Below are 23234 nucleotides of genomic sequence, written 5' to 3'. Positions count from 1 at the left end.
GGCGGCACTGACGACGTGACCAAAGTCGACATGCCGACGACGAACGAGTCGCTGCTGCTCAGGGGACATGTCCATCATCCTGGGCACCCCGACGGACGCAGTCAAGGCTTCCCTAGTAATCCAATAGGAAAAGTAGGGAAGGTCTCACACTCTGAGAGGCCGGCCGTCCACCGGTGACGTAGCCGTGTCAGCCTCGGTGGCGCTCAGGGCACGCAGGAGCGCGCGGGCCACCGCGTCGTTCTGGCGGAACGCCGGCGCGTTGGTGCGGGGGCGGGCGAAGGCGGCGACGGCCCGGCTGTTGGTGGGGGCACCGAGGGCGACGCGGCGGGGATGGGGGCTGCCGAGGGAAGGGTCGATGACGTGGCCGTCCGTGGGGGAGACGGCGAGCAGGCCCGAGCGGTGGGTGTGGGTGGGGTCGGCGATGACCTCCTCGGTGAGTGCGCCGGCCCGGTGCAGGCCGCGCAGGAGTGGGTCCTCGGCGCGGTCGAGGGAGGGGCCCGGAAGGTACGCCTCGACGAGGGCGGTGGCGTGGAGGGTGTGGCCGGGGACGGTGGGGCCGGTCGCGGTGAAGGTGCCGGTGCTCTCGTCGGTGTCGATCCGGATGCCGGCGCCCAAGAAGCGGACGATCCCGGCCCGGGACAGAGCCAGCAGCTGGCGCAGGCGGAAGCCGGGCGGGCCGGAGGCCAGGAAGCTGAAGAAGCCGTGCCACCAGCCGTCGAGTTGCTCGGCGACGGACTGCGCGGTCAGCCGTCCCGCCGCGACCAGGCCGGGCAGCTGCCCGTAGACCGAGAGCAGGGCGAGGAATGCCCCGAGGTCGGCGCTGAACGCCGGGTCCTCGCGGCGGGCGACGTCCCGGGCGATGTGATCGCGCAGGTGGTCCTGGAAGGCCTCCGGCGTGGGGAAGGCGAGGCCGTCCAGCGGGCGGTCAAGGACCTCGAAGTCCAGGCGGTCCACCGGGTGGGGTACGGCCGTGGCGACGAGGGCCGCCATCTCGGCGTCGTACCAGCCCAGGCGGTCGTAGGCGGCGACGAAGTCCGGCCAGGGGAGGGCCGTGCGCTCGGGGTGGGCGTGGAAGAGCTCGTGGTAGTGGCCGAAGCCGATCTCCTTGGCCATCAGCGGCCACACATCGCGCCGCAGGTCCAGCGGGCGGCCCTCGGCAAGCAGCGCGTCGACCGCCTCGGGGCCGAAGTGGCGCGGGAGTGGAGGCAGGGGACCCTGGAGGCGGTAGCGCGTCTTCGAGTGGTACGGCACTCCGCGCCGCGATCCGACGTGCAGGACGGGCTCGCGGCCGGACGGGAGGTAGGTGAGGGTGCCGTCGGCCTCGGTGCGGTAACTGCCGCCGCGGCCCTCGGTGAGCAGGGTCATCAGGTCGATGAATGCCAGCCCGAAGCCGCGCAGGATGACGTGTTCGCCGGGTCGCAGTGCGGACAGGTCGGCGTCGGCGGAGAACTCGGGCGGGAGGTGGAAGCGCCCGTGCCGGCGGGCGAAGGCGGCGTGGTTACGGTACTCGGCGGCGGGAGTGGAGCCGAGGTGTCCCTGGGCCAGGATCACCAGGTCGGCGGTGAGCGGAGTGGCACGGTCGGCGAGGTGCACCTGCTGCGGGCCGTCCGGGGGACCGGTGACGGCGGTCGCGGTGGTGGGGTGCCACTCGACCGTGACGGTGGGCGGCAGTTGGGCCAGCGCCCTGCGGAACACCCAGTCCAGGTAGGCGCTCTGGGCGCGGCGGGTGGGGAAGTCGGACCCGTCGAGCGTGCGCAGTTCGGCGAGCACCTCCGGGTCGGTGGGTTCGGCGTACGGGGCGTGGCGCGGGCTCCGGCCGGAGAACTGGGCGGCCCACTCGGCGAGCGAGGGGCCCGGCTGTACCGGGCCGTCGATGGTGGAGGACGCGTCGGTGAACATGGTGACGTCCTCGGCCATGGAGTTCATCCGCAGCAGCACCGACTGCTCGTGGCGCCAGATGCGTCCCGGGCCGGGCGGATGCGGGTCCACCAGGTGGATGCGCAACTCCCGTACCGCGTTCCACAGTTCGGGCGCGTTGGCGGCGATCCGCTCCAGCAGGCCCGTGGCGCGCGGCCCCGCGCCGACCACGACCAGAACGGCCGGCGAAGGGGTACTGCTCACCGGTCACCGCCGATCGCCGGGCGGGCGTCGGCGGCCGTGGCCGCGCTCAGTCGGTGGCGCACGGCGGTCAGGTGGCCGCGCAGCCGTTGCAGCGGGGTCGGCGGCAGGGCGCGGGAGTCCCCGCGCGCGTAGTACCGCTCGACGTAGAACTGGCCCGCGCTCAGCACCGTGGTGACCGCGATGTACCAGAGGGTGGCGACCATCAGCAGCGGGATCACCTGGTAGGTCTGGTTGTAGATGAGCTGCACCGAGTACAGCAGGTCGTGCACGGCCAGCACGCTGACGATGCTGGTGCCCTTGAGCGTGCCGATCAGCATGTTCCCGGCCGTGGGCACGATGGAGCGCATCGCCTGGGGGACGACGATCCGGCGCAGGGTGCGGCGTCTGCTCAGCCCGAGGGCATGGGCTGCCTCGGTCTGCCCGGAGTCCACGGAGAGGATGCCGCCGCGCACCACCTCGGCGGCGTAGGCGGTCTCGTGCAGGGTCAGGCCGATGACGGCGGTCAGGGTGGGGCCGAACAGATTGACCGTCTTGACGGTGAGGAACTGCGGGCCGAACGGGATGCCGAGGCCCAGCGTCGGATACAGGGCGCCGATGTTGAACCAGAACAGCAGCTGCACCAGCAGCGGCGTGGACCTAAAGACCCACACATAACCCCAACTCAGCGTGCGCAGAACGGGGTTGGCCGACAGCCGCATCACCGCGAGCACGGTGCCGAGCAGGAAGCCGAGCACCATCACCACAGCCGTCAGCCACAGGGAGAGCAGCAGTCCGTCGAGCACGGCGGCGGTGGTGAAGTACTGACCCACCACGTCCCACTGGAAGGCGTCGTTGCGGGCGACGGAAATGAGCACCATAGCGAACAGCAACAGGGCGACCGTAGCGGTCAGCCACCGGCCGACGTGCCGGCGCGGCACGATCCGCGGCACGTCGGGGCCAGGCGTGCTCGCCCGTTTCGGGGGTTTCGTCGCAGGGGCCGGCGTGACTTCGCAAGGCGTGACCATCGAGAGGCTCTCCGGGGGAGGGGATCGCAGGCGTGGGTGACCACCCGGTGGCACTCGCAGGGAGCGCAACGGCACAGGCGCTGCGCGCATACGGTGCGGCCGGGGCTCGATGTCGTCACATTCGCCGCGTCCCTCAACGCGGCTGGGGAGGCTGCCGCGCAGTGCGGAGCCGGTCCGCTGTCGATCGTATGTGCCCAGGGCATCGATGTGTCAACAGCGCCCTGGGCAGGGCCGGTCCAGGCGGTCCGGCATCCGGGCGCTGCTTGACGAGCGCCACGATGTACTGCTCAATTAGTCGCATGAATGCCCAGCAGCGCTTGGTCTCGCGCGACCACATCGACTTCGGTCGGGTGTGGTCCGCCGCGTGTTGCGCCTGACTCGGCAGCGGGCCGTCTGACCGGCCCTTCCCTCCCTCGGTGACCCCGTCGCGGGCCGAGTTCTCTCCCTACGCGCGCTGCCGCAACTCCGCTTCTCCCGACGCTCGACGTCGTCACGACTGCACCGGCCCGCCTGCCTGACGGTCCGTCTGTTCACTCATGCCCGCACGAAAGGCGATTCCGCTATGCCTGCGTGCCGCCGCAATCCCTGAAAGGCCATGCCCATGCCTGTGGAGTTCCTCGGCATCGCCGCCACCGACGACGGCTCCGAAACCACGCCCCGCTCCGGCGCCGCGTTCGACAAGGGCGACGCCGAACGGGCGGCGCGCCAGGCACGGACGCGGGTGGCGGTGAACGCATGACGTCCGCACCAGAGTTGACGGTCATCCAGGTACCGGTGTCCGACCCGCGCGTGAGACCCCTGCTGCGCGAACTCGGCCACGAGTACTCCACGCGCTACGGCAAGGACGCGCACGCCGAGATCTCCCGCTACCCCGACGAGGAGTTCACCGAACCGTACGGCGGCCTGCTGCTCCTGCTGCTGGATCGCGGCGAGCCCGTCGCGGGCGGCGCCTTCCGGCGGTACGACGCGACCACCGCCGAACTGAAGCGGATCTGGACCCACTCCGCCCACCGGCGGCGCGGCCTCGCCCGCCGTGTCATCGCCGAGCTGGAACGCGAGGCGGGCACACGCGGCTACCGGCGGATCTACCTGACCACCGGGCCACGCCAGCCAGAGGCCCGCGGCCTGTACCTGGCCACCGGCTACACACCGCTGTTCGACACGGAGGCCGACCCGGAAACCATCGGCCCGCTGCCCTTCGAGAAGCATCTGCCGGCCGAAGCACGCACAGCACGCACGGGAAAGGCAGCCGACCTGTGAACCCTCGCCCGATCAGAACCCGCCTGCGTATCGCCGCGACCATCGCGCTGCTGCCCGTACTGGCGCTGACCGCCTGTGGCTCCGGCGACACCTCCGGCACCGCACCGGCGGGCGCTCAGGCATCTCCCGCGCCGACCGACGACCCGGTCGCCGCCGTACGCAAGGTCGACTCCGTCGCCGCCCTGCTCCCGGCGGACGTTCGCAAGGCGGGCAGCCTGCGCGTCGGCAGCTCGATCGGGTTCCCGCCCGGGGCGTACTACCCCAACGGCACGGACAAGGCGCCCGCCGGCCAGGACATCGACCTCGCCGACGCGGTGGCCAAGGTCCTCGGCGTGAAGTTGGAGCGGCAGGACGCCTCCTTCGAGACGATCCTGCCCGCCCTGGGCAGCGGCAAGTACGACTTCGGAACCGGCAACTTCGGCGTCACCACCGAACGCCTGAAGACCATCGACTTCGTGACCTACATCAACGACGGCCAGGGCTTCGCGGTGAAGACGGGCCACACCACCCTCGGCAAGAAGGTCACCGACCTCACCCAGCTGTGCGGGCTGACCATCGGCACCGGCGCCGGCACCACCTTCGAAGCGACCCTCACCGCGCAGAAGGGCGTGTGCGCGAAGGCGGGCAGGAAGCCGTACGACGTGAAGGTCTACTCGGAGAACGCGGCGACGCTCACCGCGCTCCAGCAGGGCCGTATCGACGTGATCATGTCGACCATCAACGGCCTGCGCCACCAGGCGGCCCAGCCCGCCTCCCGGACCAGCTTCCTCGGCGAGTTCCACCGCCTCGACGTCGGCTTCGCCTTCAAGAAGGGCTCCCCACTCACCAAGGCCTTCCAGGCCGCCGTCAACGAGCTGATCAAGGACGGCACGTACGCCCGGATCCTCAAGAAGTGGGGCACCGCCGCCTCCGCGATCGACACGTCGCGGATCAACCCGCCCGAGCACACCTGAGAGTTGAGCAGGAACCTCCACGATGTCCACGCTGCCATCCACCACCGACACCGCGCCGCCCGGCGCGGCCACCCCGGGCACCGGCCCCGGGGCCCCGCCCGCCCCGGACGATCCGGCCTCGCTCAAGGTCGTCCCCGCCCGCCACTACGCCCGCTGGGTGGCGGCCGTCGCCGTGACCGTGCTGGTCGCCCAGTTCGTGCACGGGCTGGCCACCAACCCGGTCTGGGAGTGGGGTGTCTTCAGTGACTACGTGCTGTCCGAGACGATCGTGCAGGCGGTGTGGGTGACCCTTCAGCTCACCGCGTACGCCACCGTACTGGGCTTCCTTCTGGGCACCGTCCTGGCCTTCATGCGGCTGTCGCGCAGTCCGGTGCTGCAGACCGTTGCCTGGACCTACATCTGGATCTTCCGGTCCATCCCGATGATCGTCCAGCTGGTGTTCTGGTTCAACCTGAGCGCGCTGTACGAGGAGTTGGGCTTCGGTATCCCCTTCGGCCCGGTGTTCTGGTCCGTCGACAGCAACAGCATCATCGGCACCATGGGGGCGGCGATCATCGGGCTGACGCTGCACCAGGCCGCCTATGCCGCCGAGATCGTGCGCGGTGGTGTCATCGCCGTCGACCACGGGCAGCTGGAGGCGGCCGCCGCGCTGGGCATCCCCCGGCTGCGGCAGATCCGCCGGATCGTGCTGCCGCAGGCCATGCGCGCCATCCTGCCCACGGCCGGCAACGAGATCATCGGCCTGCTCAAGGGCACCTCGGTGGTCTACGTGATGTCGATCGGCGAGCTGTTCTACCAGGTGCAGGTGATCTACGGCCGCAACGGCCGGGTGATCCCGCTGCTGCTGGTAGCCACCGCCTGGTACGTGGTGCTGACCTCCCTGCTGTCGGTCGCCCAGTACTACGTGGAGCGCCGCTACGCCCGGGGCGCCAACCGCACCCCGCCGCCCACCCCGATCCAGCGCGCCCGGCGCTTCGTCCGCACCCTGCGCGCGGCCGCCGCCCAGCGCCACCAGCCCGTCATACCCCTGAAGCCCTTGGGAGACAGCCGATGAGCGACGTGACGGTGGCCGTCGAGGACGCGACGCCGACGGTCGACGACGTGATGGTGGACGTCCACGGCGTCCACAAGAGCTTCGGCCCGCTGGAGGTACTGCGCGGTGTCGACCTGAAGGTCCGGGCCGGCGAAGTCACCGTGATCCTCGGCCCGTCCGGCTCAGGGAAGTCCACGCTGCTGCGCACCATCAACCACCTGGAGAAGGTCAACAGCGGCTGGATCAGCATCGACGGCGAACTCATCGGCTACCGCCGCTCCGGGAGCAAGCTGCACGAGCTGAAGGAGAAGGACGTACTGAAGCAGCGCACCCATATCGGGTTCGTCTTCCAGAACTTCAACCTCTTCCCCCACCTGACCGTGCTGGACAACCTGATCGAGGCCCCCGTCTCCGCACTGCGCCGCCCGCGCAAGGCAGCGGAGGAGACAGCCCGCCGGCTCCTCGACAGGGTCGGCCTCGCCGACAAGGCCGACGCCTACCCCCGGCAGCTCTCCGGCGGCCAGCAGCAGCGCGTGGCCATCGCCCGCGCGCTCGCCCTCGAACCGAAGGTGCTGCTCTTCGACGAGCCCACCTCGGCACTCGACCCGGAACTGGTCGGCGAAGTCCTCGACGTCATCAAGGACCTGGCCCGCACCGGAACCACCATGATCGTCGTGACCCACGAGATCGGCTTCGCCCGCGAGGTCGCCGACACCGTGGTGTTCATGGACGGCGGTGTCGTCGTGGAGCAGGGCCCGCCCGCGGCCGTCCTGGACGACCCGCAGCACGAGCGAACCCGCGCCTTCCTCTCCAAGGTCCTCTGACCCATCCTCACCCCTTTCCGCAAGCAAGGAGCACGACCATGTCCACCTCGATCACCCGCCGCACCGCCGCAGCCGCGCTCGGACTCGCCACGGCCCTCGTCCTCGCCGCGTGCAGCAACCCCGACGACGGCGGCACGACCGAGGTCGCGGCCACATCGGGCGGCAAGACGAAGATCAACATCAGTCCCGACCAGAACCGCATCACCACCGACAAGGTCGACTCCATAGCCGCCGAGGTCCCCGAGAAGATCCGCAAGAGAGGCACCCTGGAGATCGTCGACTCCTCCGGCTCCGCCGCGCCCCTGACCTTCTTCGCCACCGACAACAAGACCGTCATCGGCGTCGAGCCCGACATCGCCTCCCTGGTCGCCGACGTGCTCGGCCTCAAGCTGCACATCAACACGGTGTCCTGGGAGAACATCTTCGTCGGCCTCGACAGCGCCAAGTACGACGTCGGCTTCAGCAACATCACCGTCACCGAGGAACGCAAGGAGAAGTACGACTTCGCCACCTACCGCGAGGACAACCTGGGCTTCGAGGCGAAGAAGGGCAGCGGCCTGAAGATCACCGGGCCCGAGGACGTGGCGGGCAGGACGGTCGCCGTGGGCAGCGGCACCAACCAGGAGAAGCTGCTCATCGAGTGGAGCAAGGAGAACGAGAAGGCCGGCCGCGAACCGGTGGACATCAAGTACTACCAGAACGACAGCGACACCTACCTCGCCCTCCAGTCCGGCCGCATCGACCTCTACCTCGGCCCCAACCCGACCGCCGCCTACCACGCGGCCACCACCGGCAAGACAGAAGTGGTCGGCACGTACTCCGGCGCCGGCGCCACCCTCCAGGGCCTCATCGCGGCCACCACCAAGAAGGACAGCGGCCTGGTCAAGCCGCTCGCCGACGCCCTCAACCATGTCATCGACAACGGCACGTACGCGAAGGTGCTCAAGCGCTGGGGCCTGTCCGACGAGGCCGTGACCAAGTCCGAGATCAACCCGCCCGGTCTGCCCAAGACCAACAAGTAGCCGACCCGGGGTGCGCAGACCGTACGACGCCTGCGCACCCCCGCCGTCGCACAGGACACGAGGCCATGCCGGAGGCGCTGCGGGTGCTGGTACGCGCCGCGGTCGATCCCGGGGGCGGCACCGGGCCCGGAGCCCGACGACGCACACCACGACAACCACCGCAACGGCCGGGACCCGAAAGCGAGTTCACCTCGCCGCTCACTCCCCGGCGTCAACAGCACCACCGGTCATCCGCACGTCCGCGAAGGAGTACGCGTGAACCCGTTCAGAACCCGTCATCCCGTCCGACCCGTCCTGGTGGCGCTGGGCTCGGCCGTCCTGCTGGCCGCCTCCGTCACCGTCCCGTCCGCCGCGGCTGCCGTGGTGGAGGAACAGCCGCGTTCGTCCGTCGCGCTCGACTGGTACGACACGACAGCGGCCACCATCGCGGCGGACGGCGCCCCAACGCAGATCACGAACAGCCGGACCTGGGCCGTCAGTTGGCTCGCGGCGGCCCGAGCCACCCGTGTGGTGCCGTCCGGCGTCGACCGGGGCGACTTCCAGGACGCGGCCCTGGCGTCCGCCGTACACGACGCACTGGTGGCGCTGGTCCCCTCCCGCACTGAGGAGCTGGACGCCGCTCTGCGCGCGACGTTGGAGGGCGTTCCCGACGGAGCGGCCGAGTCGAAGGGCGTGGCGGCCGGTGCCCGCCAGGCGCGGCTGGTGCTCGCCGCCCGCGAGGGTGACGGCCTCGACCCGGCCTCGGTCAACGCGCCGTTCACCGTCCCACCGGCGGCCCCTGGAGTGTGGCAGCCGACCCCGCCCGCCTACGCCCCGGCCGCGCAGTACGGCAACCGGCTCGCCCGGCCCTTCCTGCTGGACAGCCCCGACCAGTACCGGCTGCCCGCCCCGCCCGCCCTGGACTCCGCGCGTTACCGCGCCGATCTGGCCGAAGTCCGTGCCTACGGGGCCGTGGACAGCACCGTACGTACTCAGAGGCAGACAGAGACCGCCACCTTCTGGCTCGGTTCCTCACTGACGCTGTACACCGAGCCCCTGCGGGTGGCCCTCGCCCGGTCACCGCATTCCAGCGCCGGACGGGCCAGGCTGGTGGCCCTGTTCCACGTCGCCTTGGTGGACACGCAGATCGCCACCTCCGACAGCAAGTACGCCTATCTGCGGTGGCGCCCGGTCACGGCCGTCCGTACCGGTTCGATCGACCCCGACCCCGCATGGACGCCGCTGCACACCACACCGGCCCATCCCGACTACCCCAGCGGCCACAACACCTACTCGGGCGCCGCGGAAGCGGTCCTGTCGGCGCTCGTCGGGCCGCGCACGGCACCCTTCCGGCTGACCAGCCCCACCGCCCCCGGAGTGACCCGCACCTACACGTCCTGGAGCCGACTGTCCCGGGAGAACGTGGACGCCCGCGTGTACTCCGGCATCCACACCCGCTCGGCCGACGAGGCCGGTCTCGTCCTCGGCGAGCGGGTCGCGACGCACGCCCTGCGCAACGCCGCGCGCCTGTTCGGCACGCTGTGAGCGGCACCGGCACCAGGTGCGGCCGCCCACGGAGCGTCCCTGGCCGTCACCGGGCTCGGCGTCGTAGCGGTTGGCTGTCGCGAGCACCGCACTCGGCCTCAGCCCGGGCTCGGAGGGACCCACCGCCATGCTGTCGAGCCTGCTCACGTCCACGCTCGGTGCGCCGGCGGCAGCTCCAGTGACGGACGTGACGCCCATATTCCACGCCGTACACCTCCACTCCCGGCCCCACATAGACCTCCAGCGCGTGGCCGGCGCGCTGTGTTGTTCCTGACCCGTTCCTTCACCGCCGTTGCCTCCTCCTGTCTGAGGGGGCCGGTGTTCTCGTCACGGACTTCCAGGAAGGCACCCACCCGTGTCCTCGACACCTCCTTCTTCCCTGCACCTTGCCGTCGCCCTGGACGGCACCGGCTGGCACCCCTCCTCCTGGCGCGAACCGGTGGCCCGCCCGCGCGACCTGTTCACTGCCGGATACTGGGCCGATCTCGTCGCCGAGGCCGAGCACGGTCTGCTCGACTTCGTGACCATCGAGGACGGCCTCGGCCCGCAGTCCTCCCACTTCCTGGACCCGGACGAGCGCACCGACCAGATCCGCGGCCGCCTCGACGCCGTCCTCATCGCCTCCCGCATCGCACCGTTGACCCGGCACATAGGTCTGGTGCCGACAGTGGTCTCCACGCACACGGAGCCGTTCCACATCTCCAAGGCGATCGCCACCCTCGACTACGTCAGCGCCGGCCGCGCAGGCCTGCGCGTGCAGATCACCGCCCGCCCGAACGAGGCCGCGCACTTCGGCCGGCGCACCATCCCGCGCATCGAGGCCTACGACCACCCGGACACCCGGGAGCTGGTGGCCGACCTCTTCGACGAGGCCGCCGACTACGTGGAGGTGGTGCGCCGCCTGTGGGACAGCTGGGAGGACGACGCCGAGATCCGCGACGCGGTCACCGGCCGCTTCATCGACCGCGACAAGCTGCACCACATCGACTTCGAGGGCAGGCACTTCAGCGTCAGAGGCCCCAGCATCACGCCCCGCCCGCCGCAGGGCCAGCCGATCGTCAGCGCCCTCGCCCACGACACCATCCCGTACCGGCTGGTGGCCCGCGCCGCCGACATCGGGTACGTCACCCCGCACGACGCCGACGAGGCCCGCGCCATCGTCGCCCGGATCCGCGCCGAGCAGAACGCCGTGGGGCGAGCCACCGAACCCCTCCATGTCTTCGGCGACCTGGTCGTCTTCCTCGACGACGACCCGGCCGCCGCGACCGCCCGCCGGGAACGGCTCGACGCGCTCGCGGGACAGCCGTACGCCAGTGATGCCCACATGTTCACCGGCACGCCCTCCGAACTCGCCGACTTGCTTCAGGAGTTGCACAGCGCCGGGCTGACCGGTTTCCGGCTGCGTCCCGCCGTCGCCGGCCACGACCTCCCAGCGATCACCCGGGGGCTGGTCCCCGAGCTGCAGCGCCGGGGCGCCTTCCGCCGCGCCTACGAGGCCGACACCCTGCGCGGCCTGCTGGGCCTGGCCCGCCCCGCCAGCCGCTACGCAGCCACCGCCTGAGCCGGAAGGAACCGCAGCCATGACCAAGCCGCTCAAGCAGATCCATCTGGCCGCCCACTTCCCCGGTGTCAACAACACCACCGTGTGGAGCGACCCGAAGGCCGGCAGCCACATCGAGTTCAGCTCCTTCGTCCACTTCGCGCGGACCGCCGAACGCGCCAAGTTCGACTTCCTGTTCCTCGCCGAGGGACTCCGGCTGCGCGAACAGGGCGGGCAGATCTACGACCTGGACGTCGTCGGCCGCCCCGACACCTTCACCGTGCTCGCCGCGCTCGCCGCCGTCACCGAGCACCTCGGCCTGACCGGCACCATCAACTCCACGTTCAACGAGCCCTACGAGGTCGCCCGCCAGTTCGCCAGCCTCGACCACCTCTCCGGCGGGCGCTCCGCGTGGAACGTGGTCACCTCCTGGGACGCCTTCACCGGCGAGAACTTCCGCCGCGGCGGCTTCCTGCCGCAGGAGGAGCGCTACTCCCGCGCCAAGGAGTTCCTCGCCACGGCGAACGAGCTCTTCGACTCCTGGCACGGCGACGAGATCCTCGCCGACCAGGAGACCGGCACCTTCCTGCGGGACGCCAAGGCCGGCGCCTTCGTCCACACCGGGCAGCACTTCGACATCCACGGGCAGTTCAACGTGCCGCGCTCCCCGCAGGGCCGCCCGGTGATCTTCCAGGCCGGCGACTCCGAGGAGGGCCGCGAGTTCGCCGCCTCCGAAGCCGACGCGATCTTCAGCCGGCACGCCACCCTCGAAGCGGGCCGGGCCTTCTACACCGACGTCAAGAAGCGCCTCGCCAAGTACGGCCGCCACCACGACGAGCTGCTGATCCTGCCCGCCGCCACCTTCACCCTCGCCGACACCGACGCCGAGGCGGAGGAACTGGCCAAGGAGGTGCGCCGCCAGCAGGTCAGCGGCGCCACCGCCCTCAAGCACCTGGAGTTCGTCTGGAACCGGGACCTGTCCTCCTACGACCCGGACGGGCCGCTCCCCGACATCGACCCCGAAGTCAGCGACAACCACATCTCCAAGGGCCGCGCCCAGGTCCGCATGTACCGCGACCCGCTGGCCACCGCCCGCGAGTGGCGCGAGCTCGCCGCCGCGAACAACTGGTCCATCCGCGACCTGGTCATCGAGACAGGGAACCGGCAGAACTTCATCGGCTCGGCCGAGACGATCGCCCGCACCATCAACGAGTTCGTGCAGGCCGACGCCAGTGACGGCTTCATCCTCGTCCCGCACATCACCCCGACCGGCCTCGACGAGTTCGCCGACAAGGTCGTCCCGCTCCTGCAGGAACAAGGCGTGTTCCGCACGGAGTACGAGGGCCCGACCCTGCGCGACCACCTCGGCCTCGCGCACCCGGACGACGTCCGCGAGGAACTGGCAGCGTCGTGAAGTTCCTCGCCATCACCCTGATCGTGCACCGGCCGGATCCGATCACCGGGGTGCACAAGCCGACCCATGCCCGCTTCCGCGAGGTCCTCGACAACGCCCTGCTCGCCGAGGAACTGGGCTTCGACGGCTTCGGCGTGGGGGAGCGGCACGAGCGGCCGTTCATCTCCTCCTCGCCGACCGTCGTCCTCAGCCACATCGCGGCACTGACCCGACGCATCCGGCTGTTCACCGCCGTGACCACGCTCAGCCTCCTGGATCCGGTGCGTGCCTACGAGGACTACGCCACCCTCGACCATCTCTCCGAGGGACGACTGGAGCTGATCATCGGCAAGGGCAACGGCGCCGCCCAGCGCGAGCTGTTCCATGTCACACCCGAGGACCAGTGGGACCGCAACGCCGAGAGCTACGAGGTGTTCCGGCAGATCTGGCGGCAGGACAAGGTGACCGCTGCGACCCGCTTCCGCCCGCCGCTGCAGGACGCCGAGGTGTGGCCGAGGCCCTACCAGCGGCCCGTCCGGGTCTGGCACGGCAGCGCCACCAGCAAGGAGTCGGTGGATCTGGCCGCCCGCTACGGCGACCCGCTGTTCTCGGCGAACGTCACCAACCCCATCGCGCCGTACGCCGAGTTGATCAGGTATTACCGCGAGCGCTGGGAGTTCTACGGCCACGACCCGGCGAAGATCGCGGTCGGTGCCGGCACGGCCGGGCTCCTCGTGACCCGCACCTCCCAGGAAGCGATCGAGGTGTACCGGCCGGTCTTCGAGTCGACGCTGGCGTTCCAGAAGCAGTTCGGCCTGCCGGTGGTCTTCGAGACAGTGGAGGACTTCGTCGAGCGCAGCTCCGCCCTGATCGGCAGCCCGCAGCAGATCATCGACAAGGTGCACCGCTACCACGAACAGTTCGGGCACACGGTGCTCCATCTGCACGCGGACGCGAACGGGTTGACGGATGCCCAGCACCGCGCCTCGCTCCAGCTCTTCCAGTCCGATGTCGCCCCGGTACTGCGCCGCGACATCCCGGACCCGCCCTTCGCCTGGGGGCCGGTCCTGCCCCACACCGAGGAGGAGCCCGCCCATGCCTGACATCCCCCTCGGCGTCCTCGACCTGGTGCCGATACCGTCCGGCTCGACGGCCGCCGACGCCCTGCGCAACTCCATCGACCTGGCACAGCAGACCGAGCGCTTCGGCTACGCCCGGTACTGGTTCGCCGAGCACCACCTCAACCCGGGCGTCGCGGGCACCTCACCCGCGGTCGTCCTCGCGCTGACCGCCTCCGCCACCTCCACGATCCGGCTCGGCTCCGGCGCAGTACAGCTCGGCCACCGCACCGCGCTGAGCACGGTCGAGGAGTTCGGCCTGATCGACGCCCTGCACCCCGGCCGCTTCGACCTCGGCCTGGGCCGCTCGGGCGGCCGTCCGCCGGGACAACCGACCGCAGCCCCTGCGACCGTCACCCCCGTCGTGGACGGCCGGGCCCCGAACGGCCTCCTCATCCCGCCCCGCTTCTCCTTCGAACGCCTCCTCGCCTCACCCCGCGTCGCCTTGCAGCGCAAGCTGCTCCTGCTGCCCGGTGCCGAGTCGCAGGACTACGCCGAGCAGATCGACGACATCCTCGCCCTGCTGGCCGGCACCTACCGGACCCCGGAGGGCGTCGAGGCACACGTGGTGCCGGGTGAGGGCGCCGAAGTCGAGGTGTGGATCCTGGGCAGCAGTGGCGGCCGGAGCGCCGAGGTCGCGGGCGCACGGGGGCTGCGGTTCGCAGCGAACTACCACGTCAGCCCCGCCACCGTGCTGGAGGCCGTGGACGGCTACCGGGCCTTCTTCCAGCCCTCCGACTTCCTCGACAAGCCGTACGTCAGCGTCTCGGCCGACGTGGTCGTCGCGGAGGACGAGGAGACGGCCCGCGAGCTCGCCACCGGCTACGCGGCCTGGGTCCGCAGCATCCGCACCGCCGAGGGCGCCATCGAGTACCCGACGCCGGAGCAGGCCCGGGCCTTCGAGTGGAGTGAGGAGGACCGGGAGCTGGTGCGGGACCGCGTGGACACGCAGTTCGTCGGCTCACCCGGACAGGTGGCCGACCGCCTGGTGCAGCTCCAAGAGGCCACCGGCGCCGACGAGTTGCTCATCACGACCATCACCCACGACCACGCCGACCGGGTGAGGTCGTACGAACTGCTCTCGCGGGAGTGGAGCCGGAGGTGAGCGGGAGGCCCGGCGTGCGGGAGACCGCCGCCGGGTGGCGCCCTGCGCGCGGCCCGGCGGCCAAAGGGATCAGACCGCTGCGGCTGCCTTGACGGCGTGGGAGACCTGCGCGCGCAGCTCGGCGAACTCGCGGGAGCCGCGGAGCTCCTCGGCGTCGACGTCGCCGCGCGGCAGGGTGATCGGCGGGTCCGGGGCCACGGTGCCCGGGCTCTTGGTCAGCACCACGATGCGGGAGCCGAGGAACACCGCCTCCTCCGCCGAGTGCGTCACGAACACGGCGGTCCGCCCGGTCCGTTCGGTCACCCGGCGGACGTCCTCCTGAAACCGCTCCCGGGTCAGCGCGTCCAGCGCCGCGAACGGCTCGTCGAGCAGGAAGAGCGGATTCTCGGCAGCGAGGGCCCGGGCGATGGCGACGCGCTGCTGCTGACCGCCGGAGACCGGTGGCGGGCAGGCCACCGATCACGACGAGCACGGTTCATCCTGCCGCCCGCGACCGAGCGACGGTTCGCTGTCGTACGAGGTTCATACGAGCACATCAGATCCGCTCGTGGGGGATCTTCTCACCGGCCTCGATCGCGACCGGGAGCCGGTTCTCGGCGGGCGGCAGCGGGCAGGTCGCGAAGTCGGTGTAGGCGCACGGCAGGTTGGTGGCGCGGTTGAAGTCCAGCACCACGGTGCCGTCGGGTCCGGGCGGGTCGATGTGGAGGGCGCGGTTGGCCGGATACGTGGTCACGCCCGATGTGGCGTCGGTGAACAGCACCATGAGGCTGCCCGGTGTGTGCCCGTTGAACGCGGTCAACCCCAGTGTGCGGCCTCCGATGTGGAAGCGGATCCGGCCGGGGGCGTCGTAGACGTGCTGCAGCCCCTCGACTGCCGCGCCCACGGTGGTCGGCCGCGGCTTTGGGAACGGGGTGTACGTGCCGGTGACCGCCCAGCGTGGGTCGGGCGCGTACGCGGGTGTCCCGGTGAACGCGGTGCGCAGCGGATGCTCCGGGTGCCGCGGCCGGATCAGATCGTGGCCGCCGCGCTTGGCGACCTCGATCACCGCATCCCCCCAGACGGCGTCGACGCCGCCGCGTTCCGGGATGACACCGAAAACGTGCCGTCCACGCACCGCGGTGCCGTCGACGACGAGTTCCTCCCCCTCGCCGAGCACGACGCTGACGCCGTCGTCGCCCGTCGACCAGATGCCGGGCGCGTCGGGGAAGCGCTGGGGGTCGGTGGCCAGCCAGTGCAGGCCGGTGACGGCGAGGAATCCGTGCTCATGGGCGAGGGCGGAATCCCTCCGCCGGTGCCACGCCTCCCATTTTGTGGCGAAGGTGCCGATGTCGGTGGCGGAAGCCTGGACGGTCATGTGTACTCCTGCGGAATGCGGCGCTGATGTTCAGAGGGGGAATGGGGTGGCGGCCGGCCCGGGCAAGGAGGCCGGTAGCGTCCAAAAACCCCGGCGACATGGGCAGCCGCTCCAGGGTGGAGGGAGCCCAGCGTGCTGCCTGCAGCAGCGGTCAGCGCGATTACGGTGAGAAAAGGCTGGTCGGGCGCCGGAGGACGGAGTCAGCTCACGGCGGAACAACCCGTGGTGGTGACACGCACGTAGTCGACGTGGCGGCGGGTCACGAGCACGGTCATGGAGCCAGGTAACCACACGGGCGCATGCGCGCACCAGCGCGGCCGTTCGATTCACGAAGGGGCGCGGTACGCACGGGCGTTGCGCACGAACAGCTCGTGCAGATCGCGGACGGCCCGTGGGACGGAACCGGAGTGCCGGCGCTGCATAACCAGCAGTACGTCGGTCGCGTCCCCGGCGAGCGGCCGTACGGTGATGGTGCCCCGCCGTTCCAGGGGATCGCCGATGACACTGAAGCGCCCTCGTCGCTGATCTTCGCCCCGGACCGCTTGCGTTCCAGCAGGTCCACGCCGAGCTCGCGCTCAAGGTTGCGCACGGTTTCGCTGAGTGCGGGCTGGGAGAGGTGCAGTTCCTCGGCGGCGCGTCGCAGCGACCCCAACCGGGTGACGGCGGCGATGTATTCGAGCTGTTCGATACGCACGCCAAGGAAGGCTGCCGGTCCCCGCACGTCACGTTCAAGGGAATCCCTGTCACAACCTCGTGAATACCGACTCTCAGCATGTGGAATGACATCCGGGCATTCTTGACCGGCCGGACTCCCCGCTGCTTTGATCGAAGGCATGAAGCGACAGGACCTCACGCGGCGACGTCACGTCGACCTCGCGCGTGTCTCCAGCTCCTGCTGTCGCTGTCGGGTCTGAGCGCACCGAGGGAAACCCTCGCACCCGCGCCGATCTTCCTTCGCAGATTCCACCACCGGCTTCGTGAATTCCACCACCGGCCGTCTTCCGTGGTGATTCCGTCTTTCCCGGGCACGTCGTCCCCGCACGTCTGAATCCCGATCACTGAACACGTTTCCCTGTCACCGTCCGCGCCCTTTTTCGCGTGCGTATTCCCGCGAGGAGTCCCCCATGCCCGTACCGCCCGGATCCGACCCCGTCCGCTTCGCCTACTGGGTGCCGAACGTCAGCGGCGGCCTGGTCACCAGCACGATCGAGCAGCGCACAGACTGGGGCTACGACTACAACCGCGAACTGGCCGTGCTCGCCGAGAACAACGGCTTCGACTACGCCCTCAGCCAGGTCCGCTACATGGCCAGTTACGGCGCCGAGTACCAGCACGAGTCGACCAGCTTCAGCCTCGCCCTGCTGCTCGCCACCCAGCGCCTGAAGGTCATCGCCGCCGTCCACCCCGGCCTGTGGCACCCGGGCGTCCTCGCCAAGCTCGGCGCCACCGCCGACCACCTGTCGAACGGCCGGTTCGCCGTCAACGTCGTCAGCGGCTGGTTCAAGGGCGAGTTCACCGCCCTGGGCGAGCCCTGGCTGGAGCACGACGAGCGCTACCGCCGCTCGGAGGAGTTCATCCGCGCCCTGCGGCAGATCTGGACCGAGGACCACACCGAACTCGCCGGTGACTTCTACCGGTTGCGCGACTTCTCCCTCAAGCCCAAGCCGCTCAACACCCCCGAGCGGCCGCACCCGGAGATCTTCCAGGGCGGCAACTCCACCGCCGCGCGCGCCATGGCCGGCCGCGTCTCCGACTGGTACTTCTCCAACGGCAAGGACTTCGACGGCGTGACCGAGCAGATCCATGACGTGCGCGCCTCCGCCGCCCGAGCGGGCCGCAGGCCACCGAAGTTCGGCCTGAACGGCTTCCTCATCGCCCGCGACACCGAGGCCGAGGCCCGCGACACGCTCCGCGAGATCGTCGCCAAGGCCGATACCCAGGCCGTGCACGGCTTCCGCGACGCCGTCCAGCAGGCCGGACAGTCCACCACCGACGGCAAGGGCATGTGGCAGGACTCCGCCTTCGAGGACCTCGTCCAGTACAACGACGGCTTCCGCACCGGCCTGATCGGCACCCCCGAGCAGATCGCCGAGCGGATCGTCGCCTACAAGCGCCTCGGTGTCGACCTCTTCCTCCTCGGCTTCCTGCACTACCTGGAGGAGGTCGAGTACTTCGGCAAGCGGGTGCTGCCCCTGGTCCGTGAACTGGAGGCCCGGGAAGCCGAGTCCGAGCCCGTCGACGCCCGAGTCTGACCGCCATCCGCATCCGACACGTCCCTGAAAGGTCCTCGCATGGCCACCGTTCTGTCCGTCTCCGGAAGCCCCTCCGTCACCTCCCGCACCGCCCGGCTGCTGCGCCACCTCGACGGCCGGCTCAGGGCCCAGGGGCACGACGTCATCCCCTTCGACGTCCGTACGCTCCCGCCCGAGGCCCTGCTGCACGCCGACTTCCGGCATCCGGCGATCGTCGAGGCCACCGCCCTGTTCGAACGGGCGGACGGGGTCGTGATCGGCACCCCCGTCTACAAGGCCGCCTACTCCGGGCTGCTGAAGGCGCTGCTGGACCTGCTCCCGCAGTACGCGCTGGCCGGCAAGACCGTCCTGCCGCTGGCCACCGGTGGCACCACCGCCCACGTCCTGGCCATCGACTACGCCCTGCGCCCCGTGCTGAACTCCATGGGACCCGCCCACATCACGCCCGGCTGGTTCACGCTCGACAAGGACATCAGCGTGGCCGACGACGGCACCCTGTCCGTCGCACCGGGCCCCGCCGAGGCCCTGGCCCAGGTGACCGACCAGTTCTCGCTGGCGCTCGGTGGCCGCCCGACCCTGCTGGCGGCCACCGGATGAGCGCCGCGGCCGTGATCGCCGATGATGCCGAGGCCCTCGCCGTCGCCGCCGAACTGGCCGCGGACTTCCGCAAGGACGCCGCCGAGCGGGACGCCCGGCGGCGGCTGCCGCACACGGAACTGGAGCGGCTGTCCGCGTCCGGGCTGCTCGCCGTGACGGTGCCCGCGCGGTTCGGCGGCGCGGACGTCAGCACCGGGACGCTCGCGGAGATCTTCCGGCTGCTGGCCTCGGCCGACGCGAGCCTCGCCCAGATCCCGCAGAGTCACTTCGTGTACGTCAACGTTCTCCGCCGGCAGGGGACGCAGGCGCAGAAGGAGTTCTTCTTCGGCGAGGTGCTCGCGGGCAAGCGGTTCGGCAACGCCCAGTCCGAGGCGGGCACCAGCCATGTGCAGGACATCCGTACGCGGCTCGCGCGGCGCCCCGACGGGTCGTACGTCCTCGACGGCGTCAAGCACTACTCCACCGGCGCGCTGTTCGCCGACTGGATCCCCGTCCTCGCCCGCGCCGACGACGACAACCCGCACGTGGCCTACGTGCCCCGCGACGCGCCCGGCCTCACGGTCGTGGACGACTGGGACGGCATGGGCCAGCGCACCACCGCCAGCGGAACCGTCCGCCTGGAGTCGGTGACCGTGGCGGCCGACCGGGTCGTGCCGCACCACCTCACCTTCCAGGGCCCCCAACTCCACGGAGCAGTCGCCCAGTTGCTGCACACCGCCATCGACGCCGGGATCGCCGCCGGAGCACTGGCCGAGGCCGTGGAGTTCGTCCGCACCAAGAGCCGCCCCTGGTTCGAGAGCGTCGACGAAGGCCACCCGACCGCCGCCGAGGACCCCCTGCTGATCCAGCGGTTCGGTGAACTGGCGATCCGCGTCCGGGCCGCCGACGCGCTGCTCGCCACCGCGGCGAGGTCCGTGGACGCGGCCCGCGCCGACCTGACCGACGACTCCGCCGCGGAGGCGTCCATCGCGGTGGCTGCGGCCAAGGTGACGGCGGCGGAGGCGGCCCTGGAGGTCGGCAGCGCCCTCTTCGAGGTCTCCGGCACCCGGTCGGCGCTCGACTCCCTGGGCCTGCACCGCCATTGGCGCGACGCTCGCACCCACACGCTGCACGACCCGGCCCGCTGGAAGGTCCAGCACATCGGCCGTCACCTGCTCAACGGCACACGGCCGCCCCGGCACGGCCTGCTCTGACGAACCAATCCCCACCGGAGGCCCAAGTGACCCTCACCTTCCACTGGTTCCTGCCCACCAACGGCGACAGCCGCCACGTCGTCGGCGGCGGCCACGGCACCCCGGTCACCACGACCGGCGGTGACCGGCCACCGACGGTCGCCTATCTGAGCCAGATCGCCCGTGCCGCGGAGGAGTTGGGCTTCGTGGGGGCGCTCACCCCCACCGGCGCCTGGTGCGAGGACGCGTGGCTGACCACGGCGATGGTCAGCCAGAACACCGAGCGGCTGAAGTTCCTGGTCGCCTTCCGGCCCGGTTTCGTCTCGCCGACGCTCGCCGCGCAGATGGCGTCCACCTTCCAGCGGCAGACCGGCGGACGGCTGCTGCTCAACGTGGTCACCGGCGGCGAGAGCCACGAGCAGAAGGCTTACGGCGACTTCCTCGACAAGGATGCCCGCTACCGCCGGACCGGCGAATTCCTGGAGATCGTCCGGGGGTTGTGGCAGGGGAAGACCGTCGACCTGGCGGGTGAGCACCTCCGGGTCGAGGAGGCGGAGCTGGCCCGGCTGCCCGACCCGGTGCCGGAGGTGTACTTCGGCGGGTCCTCGCCCGTCGCCGGGGAGGTCGCGGCGAAGCACGTCGACGTGTACCTCACCTGGGGCGAGCCACCGGCCGCGGTCGCCGAGAAGATCGCCTGGATCCGAGGGCTGGCGGCCAAGGAGGGCCGCACCCTGCGCTTCGGGATCCGGCTGCACGTCATCACCCGCGACACCGCCGAGCAGGCCTGGGCGGAGGCGAACCGTCTCCTGGAGGGCTTCGACCCGGAAACCGTGCGGTCGGTCCAGGCCGGGCTCGCCCGCAGCGAGTCCGAGGGGCAGCAGCGCATGCTCGCCCTGCACGGTGGCGGCCGCGACCGGCTGGAGATCCACCCCAACCTGTGGGCCGGCATCGGCCTGGTCCGCGGCGGCGCGGGCACCGCACTGGTCGGCAGCCATGACGAGGTCGCCGAGCGCATCGAGGAGTACCACGCCCTCGGCATCGACGAGTTCGTGCTCTCCGGCTACCCGCACCTGGAGGAGGCGTACTGGTTCGGCGAGGGCGTCCTGCCACGGCTTCAGGCGCGCGGGCTGTGGAACCATCCGTTCCACGGCGCGACGGCGGCAAAACCCGTCGCTCAGATCCCCTTCGCGGACGCCGGGGCCCGGCGATGACCCACGTGATCGCCGACGCGCCGAGGCGGACGCCCTCGCTGCCGAGTCAGCCGTCGAGTTCGCCCGCGAGGCCGCCCCTCCGTGACACGGGACGCACCACCCTCGGAGGGTGAACTGCCGCCGCGTCGGTACGCCGCCCCGGGCTGGAAGCCGCCCGTCGCACCCGCCCCGCTGACGCCGGTCGCCATCAACGAACCGGGTGTCATCCGCCGCCGCGCCCTTGCCGCGCTGGCCGCCGACCGCACCCAGGACACCGTCGTCGCCGAGGCCGGATGTCTTGCGGGCGTCCTGGGCGCGGCCCGCGCGGCGCCGCGCTGCTCACGGTGCCCGGCGGCCAGCACCCCGACGGGCTGACCCCCGGTCGAGGGCATGCCCTCTGTCTCTCCGGTACGGCTCAGCGCGCGCCCCGGGCATGGTGCGGACCCCTCGCTGACCGGTGCCGCCGTCGAAGCGGTCCGCGCACCGCTCGCCGTTTGCGAGACCGGCCGCGCGGCCTGACCGCGCCGGTCGGCCCGCACCCTCTCACGTGGTGAGACGTCCCGGTGCGGTTTGTGCGGGCCTCTTGACGCGGCTTGGCCGGGGCCTGACACTCCATTACGGGAATCCTAGTGAATTGGTAGGGAAAAATGGATGGTGCTGCGCCGGTCCTCGGCAGCGACGCTGTCCGTGTCGCCGTCCGGCCGCTGCCCCTGCTGACATCCCGCCGCCACATCGACCTCGTACGTGTGTGCAGTGCGGCAAGTTTCCCGCCCGCCGGTGGCCCCGCCCCCGCCTGACCCTCCCTTGCCCCTACCGCATTCCGGCCGCGCCGAAGCCGTCGCGCGCCGTCGCCGTCGTATGCCCGTGACCGAGCACTTCGAGGGAGACGTATGCCCGCCTCATCCCCGACAGCCGTGCCGTCCTTCCGGAGCAGGATCGGCTGTGACGCGCGCAGCGGTTACTACGCTGTGCCGCACCGCTACCGGCTCCACCTCTCGCCGTCCTGTCCACAGTGTCTGCAGATCGCCGTCACGCACAGCCTGCTCGGCCTCGACGACACTCTCCCGGTGACGCTGCTGCCCGCCGTGCCCGACGCCCCGGACGGCGGGCATCGTGCGCTGCGCCCGCTGTACGAGGCCGGCTCGCACCAGCATCCCGGACCAACGGTGGCGCCGGTCCTCAGCGACGACTGGACCGGCAGGATCGTCAGCACCCACACCCCCGACATCCTGCGGGACCTCGCCCGGCAGTTCGGTGGCCATGGCCCCGATCTCCACCCGCGCGGCGCCGAGGAGGCGATCGAGGCCGTCGGCCGGCTCTGCGAGCGGGGCATCACCTGGGCCGCCCAGCGTGCCGGCGAGTCCGGAGGCGACCCGGCGGCACGGGAAATCGCCCTGGCCACTCTCCTGCGCGCGATGCACGTGCTGGAGTGGCGGCTCCGTTCCCGGGAGCAGGTTCTGGGTGGCGAACTCACCCTCGCCGACGTGCAGTTGTGGGTAGCACTGGTCCAGCTGGACACTGTGCACCGCCACCACCTGGACGCCGCCGCCGTGCACCGCATCACCGACCACCCCCGTCTGTGGGCGTACGCACGGCGTCTGACGGCGCACCCCGCCTTCGGCTCCCACCTCGACCTGGACGGCATCGCCCGCAGGCACCACGCCCACTGCCGGGGCGAGGAGGCAGCGGGCGCGGCGGTGCAGATCGTGGACTGGGCGGCGTACGCACGCCATGAGGCACCGGAGCCGGCACGGCGGCCCGGCTGACCGGGA

The 23234-nt window shown here is 71.0% G+C and carries 22 protein-coding genes and 2 pseudogenes; 19 read left to right on the top strand and 5 right to left on the bottom strand.

The annotated features are described in order from the left end of the window. Positions 1-144: 144 nt before the first annotated feature. Together ACWCPI_RS33240 and ACWCPI_RS33235 are read right to left on the bottom strand one after the other, a co-directional pair. Complete coding sequence (locus ACWCPI_RS33240) at positions 145-2121, bottom strand: FAD/NAD(P)-binding protein (protein ID WP_451041664.1); 1977 nt, start codon at positions 2119-2121, stop codon at positions 145-147. Continuing rightward, entirely contained in the window at positions 2118-3125 is a 1008-nt protein-coding gene (locus ACWCPI_RS33235; RefSeq protein WP_451041663.1) for an amino acid ABC transporter permease, read from the bottom strand. The genes ACWCPI_RS33240 and ACWCPI_RS33235 overlap by 4 nt, the downstream gene beginning before the upstream one ends. A 595-nt stretch (positions 3126-3720) precedes the next feature. Between ACWCPI_RS33235 and ACWCPI_RS33230 the strand changes: the two genes are divergently transcribed. The 12 genes from ACWCPI_RS33230 (at position 3721) to ACWCPI_RS33175 (ending at position 14897) form a co-directional block, all read left to right on the top strand. Further along, a complete protein-coding gene (locus ACWCPI_RS33230; protein WP_451041669.1) occupies positions 3721-3864 on the top strand; it encodes a hypothetical protein in 144 nt (47 codons plus the stop codon). Then, positions 3861-4385 (top strand): GNAT family N-acetyltransferase, encoded by a 525-nt coding sequence (locus ACWCPI_RS33225; protein ID WP_451041662.1) that lies wholly within the window; start codon positions 3861-3863, stop codon positions 4383-4385. The genes ACWCPI_RS33230 and ACWCPI_RS33225 overlap by 4 nt, the downstream gene beginning before the upstream one ends. Next, positions 4382-5338 carry an ABC transporter substrate-binding protein gene (locus ACWCPI_RS33220; protein ID WP_451041661.1) on the top strand — a complete coding sequence of 319 codons (957 nt, stop codon included), beginning with the start codon at positions 4382-4384 and terminating at the stop codon, positions 5336-5338. The genes ACWCPI_RS33225 and ACWCPI_RS33220 overlap by 4 nt, the downstream gene beginning before the upstream one ends. A 31-nt stretch (positions 5339-5369) precedes the next feature. Further along, on the top strand, positions 5370-6392 hold the full coding sequence (locus ACWCPI_RS33215; RefSeq protein WP_451041668.1) for an amino acid ABC transporter permease: 1023 nt from the start codon (positions 5370-5372) through the stop codon (positions 6390-6392). Then, positions 6389-7195 (top strand): amino acid ABC transporter ATP-binding protein, encoded by an 807-nt coding sequence (locus ACWCPI_RS33210; protein WP_451041660.1) that lies wholly within the window; start codon positions 6389-6391, stop codon positions 7193-7195. The genes ACWCPI_RS33215 and ACWCPI_RS33210 overlap by 4 nt, the downstream gene beginning before the upstream one ends. A gap of 38 nt (positions 7196-7233) precedes the next feature. Continuing rightward, complete coding sequence (locus ACWCPI_RS33205) at positions 7234-8217, top strand: ABC transporter substrate-binding protein (protein ID WP_451041659.1); 984 nt, start codon at positions 7234-7236, stop codon at positions 8215-8217. 255 nt (positions 8218-8472) lie between these two features. Beyond that, on the top strand, positions 8473-9741 hold the full coding sequence (locus ACWCPI_RS33200) for a vanadium-dependent haloperoxidase (protein WP_451041658.1): 1269 nt from the start codon (positions 8473-8475) through the stop codon (positions 9739-9741). Between the two features lie 127 nt (positions 9742-9868). After that, complete coding sequence (locus ACWCPI_RS33195; protein WP_451041657.1) at positions 9869-10015, top strand: putative leader peptide; 147 nt, start codon at positions 9869-9871, stop codon at positions 10013-10015. Positions 10016-10096: 81 nt separating this feature from the next. Beyond that, the gene (locus tag ACWCPI_RS33190) at positions 10097-11302 is read left to right on the top strand and encodes an LLM class flavin-dependent oxidoreductase (RefSeq protein WP_451041656.1); all 1206 of its coding nucleotides are present in this window, start codon (positions 10097-10099) and stop codon (positions 11300-11302) included. Between the two features lie 19 nt (positions 11303-11321). Then, the gene (locus tag ACWCPI_RS33185) at positions 11322-12695 is read left to right on the top strand and encodes an NtaA/DmoA family FMN-dependent monooxygenase (RefSeq protein WP_451041655.1); all 1374 of its coding nucleotides are present in this window, start codon (positions 11322-11324) and stop codon (positions 12693-12695) included. Next, positions 12692-13777, top strand: a complete 1086-nt coding sequence (locus tag ACWCPI_RS33180) for an LLM class flavin-dependent oxidoreductase (protein WP_451041654.1) — start codon at positions 12692-12694, stop codon at positions 13775-13777. The genes ACWCPI_RS33185 and ACWCPI_RS33180 overlap by 4 nt, the downstream gene beginning before the upstream one ends. Next, positions 13770-14897: an LLM class flavin-dependent oxidoreductase gene (locus ACWCPI_RS33175; RefSeq protein WP_451041653.1), complete on the top strand. Its 1128-nt coding sequence runs from the start codon at positions 13770-13772 to the stop codon at positions 14895-14897. The genes ACWCPI_RS33180 and ACWCPI_RS33175 overlap by 8 nt, the downstream gene beginning before the upstream one ends. A 69-nt stretch (positions 14898-14966) precedes the next feature. On the opposite strand, the pseudogene ACWCPI_RS33170 reads toward ACWCPI_RS33175, so the two are convergent. The 3 genes and pseudogenes from ACWCPI_RS33170 to ACWCPI_RS33160 all read right to left on the bottom strand — a co-directional run. Beyond that, positions 14967-15335 (bottom strand): annotated as a pseudogene (locus ACWCPI_RS33170) (ATP-binding cassette domain-containing protein); the annotation flags it as partial. Between the two features lie 97 nt (positions 15336-15432). After that, on the bottom strand, positions 15433-16251 hold the full coding sequence (locus ACWCPI_RS33165) for a DUF1684 domain-containing protein (protein WP_451041652.1): 819 nt from the start codon (positions 16249-16251) through the stop codon (positions 15433-15435). Between the two features lie 511 nt (positions 16252-16762). Next, positions 16763-16945 (bottom strand): annotated as a pseudogene (locus ACWCPI_RS33160) (LysR family transcriptional regulator); the annotation flags it as partial. Positions 16946-17084: 139 nt separating this feature from the next. Between ACWCPI_RS33160 and ACWCPI_RS33155 the strand changes: the two are divergent. The 7 genes from ACWCPI_RS33155 (at position 17085) to ACWCPI_RS33125 (ending at position 23228) form a co-directional block, all read left to right on the top strand. After that, positions 17085-17165, top strand: coding sequence for a putative leader peptide (locus tag ACWCPI_RS33155; protein WP_351078001.1), 81 nt, complete (start codon positions 17085-17087; stop codon positions 17163-17165). 210 nt (positions 17166-17375) lie between these two features. Further along, positions 17376-18503, top strand: a complete 1128-nt coding sequence (sfnG, locus tag ACWCPI_RS33150) for a dimethylsulfone monooxygenase SfnG (protein ID WP_451041651.1) — start codon at positions 17376-17378, stop codon at positions 18501-18503. 39 nt (positions 18504-18542) lie between these two features. Then, entirely contained in the window at positions 18543-19100 is a 558-nt protein-coding gene (gene ssuE, locus ACWCPI_RS33145; RefSeq protein WP_451041650.1) for an NADPH-dependent FMN reductase, read from the top strand. Continuing rightward, complete coding sequence (locus ACWCPI_RS33140) at positions 19097-20293, top strand: SfnB family sulfur acquisition oxidoreductase (RefSeq protein ID WP_451041649.1); 1197 nt, start codon at positions 19097-19099, stop codon at positions 20291-20293. Before ssuE ends, ACWCPI_RS33140 begins: the two co-directional genes overlap by 4 nt. 26 nt (positions 20294-20319) lie before the next feature. Beyond that, complete coding sequence (locus tag ACWCPI_RS33135) at positions 20320-21483, top strand: LLM class flavin-dependent oxidoreductase (protein WP_451041648.1); 1164 nt, start codon at positions 20320-20322, stop codon at positions 21481-21483. A gap of 81 nt (positions 21484-21564) precedes the next feature. Next, positions 21565-21837: a hypothetical protein gene (locus ACWCPI_RS33130; RefSeq protein WP_451041647.1), complete on the top strand. Its 273-nt coding sequence runs from the start codon at positions 21565-21567 to the stop codon at positions 21835-21837. A gap of 515 nt (positions 21838-22352) precedes the next feature. After that, a complete protein-coding gene (locus ACWCPI_RS33125; protein ID WP_451041646.1) occupies positions 22353-23228 on the top strand; it encodes a glutathione S-transferase C-terminal domain-containing protein in 876 nt (291 codons plus the stop codon). Positions 23229-23234 lie beyond the last annotated feature (6 nt).

The sequence above is a fragment of the Streptomyces sp. NPDC001920 genome (genome assembly GCF_053594495.1).
The sequence above is the reverse complement of the archived record's forward strand: the minus strand, read 5'-3'. Positions and strand labels throughout refer to the sequence as shown.

Excerpts from the sequence above, each read along its gene's own strand:
- ACWCPI_RS33140 (WP_451041649.1), top strand. The coding sequence starts at position 19,097 with ATGAGCGCCGCGGCCGTGATCGCCGATGATGCCGAGGCCCTCGCCGTC.
- ACWCPI_RS33155 (WP_351078001.1), top strand. The coding sequence starts at position 17,085 with ATGAAGCGACAGGACCTCACGCGGCGACGTCACGTCGACCTCGCGCGT.
- ACWCPI_RS33235 (WP_451041663.1), bottom strand. The coding sequence starts at position 3,125 with ATGGTCACGCCTTGCGAAGTCACGCCGGCCCCTGCGACGAAACCCCCG.
- ACWCPI_RS33125 (WP_451041646.1), top strand. The coding sequence starts at position 22,353 with ATGCCCGCCTCATCCCCGACAGCCGTGCCGTCCTTCCGGAGCAGGATC.
- ACWCPI_RS33185 (WP_451041655.1), top strand. The coding sequence starts at position 11,322 with ATGACCAAGCCGCTCAAGCAGATCCATCTGGCCGCCCACTTCCCCGGT.
- ACWCPI_RS33165 (WP_451041652.1), bottom strand. The coding sequence starts at position 16,251 with ATGACCGTCCAGGCTTCCGCCACCGACATCGGCACCTTCGCCACAAAA.
- ACWCPI_RS33210 (WP_451041660.1), top strand. The coding sequence starts at position 6,389 with ATGAGCGACGTGACGGTGGCCGTCGAGGACGCGACGCCGACGGTCGAC.
- ACWCPI_RS33175 (WP_451041653.1), top strand. The coding sequence starts at position 13,770 with ATGCCTGACATCCCCCTCGGCGTCCTCGACCTGGTGCCGATACCGTCC.
- ssuE (WP_451041650.1), top strand. The coding sequence starts at position 18,543 with ATGGCCACCGTTCTGTCCGTCTCCGGAAGCCCCTCCGTCACCTCCCGC.
- ACWCPI_RS33225 (WP_451041662.1), top strand. The coding sequence starts at position 3,861 with ATGACGTCCGCACCAGAGTTGACGGTCATCCAGGTACCGGTGTCCGAC.
- ACWCPI_RS33195 (WP_451041657.1), top strand. The coding sequence starts at position 9,869 with ATGCTGTCGAGCCTGCTCACGTCCACGCTCGGTGCGCCGGCGGCAGCT.
- ACWCPI_RS33205 (WP_451041659.1), top strand. The coding sequence starts at position 7,234 with ATGTCCACCTCGATCACCCGCCGCACCGCCGCAGCCGCGCTCGGACTC.
- ACWCPI_RS33230 (WP_451041669.1), top strand. The coding sequence starts at position 3,721 with ATGCCCATGCCTGTGGAGTTCCTCGGCATCGCCGCCACCGACGACGGC.
- sfnG (WP_451041651.1), top strand. The coding sequence starts at position 17,376 with ATGCCCGTACCGCCCGGATCCGACCCCGTCCGCTTCGCCTACTGGGTG.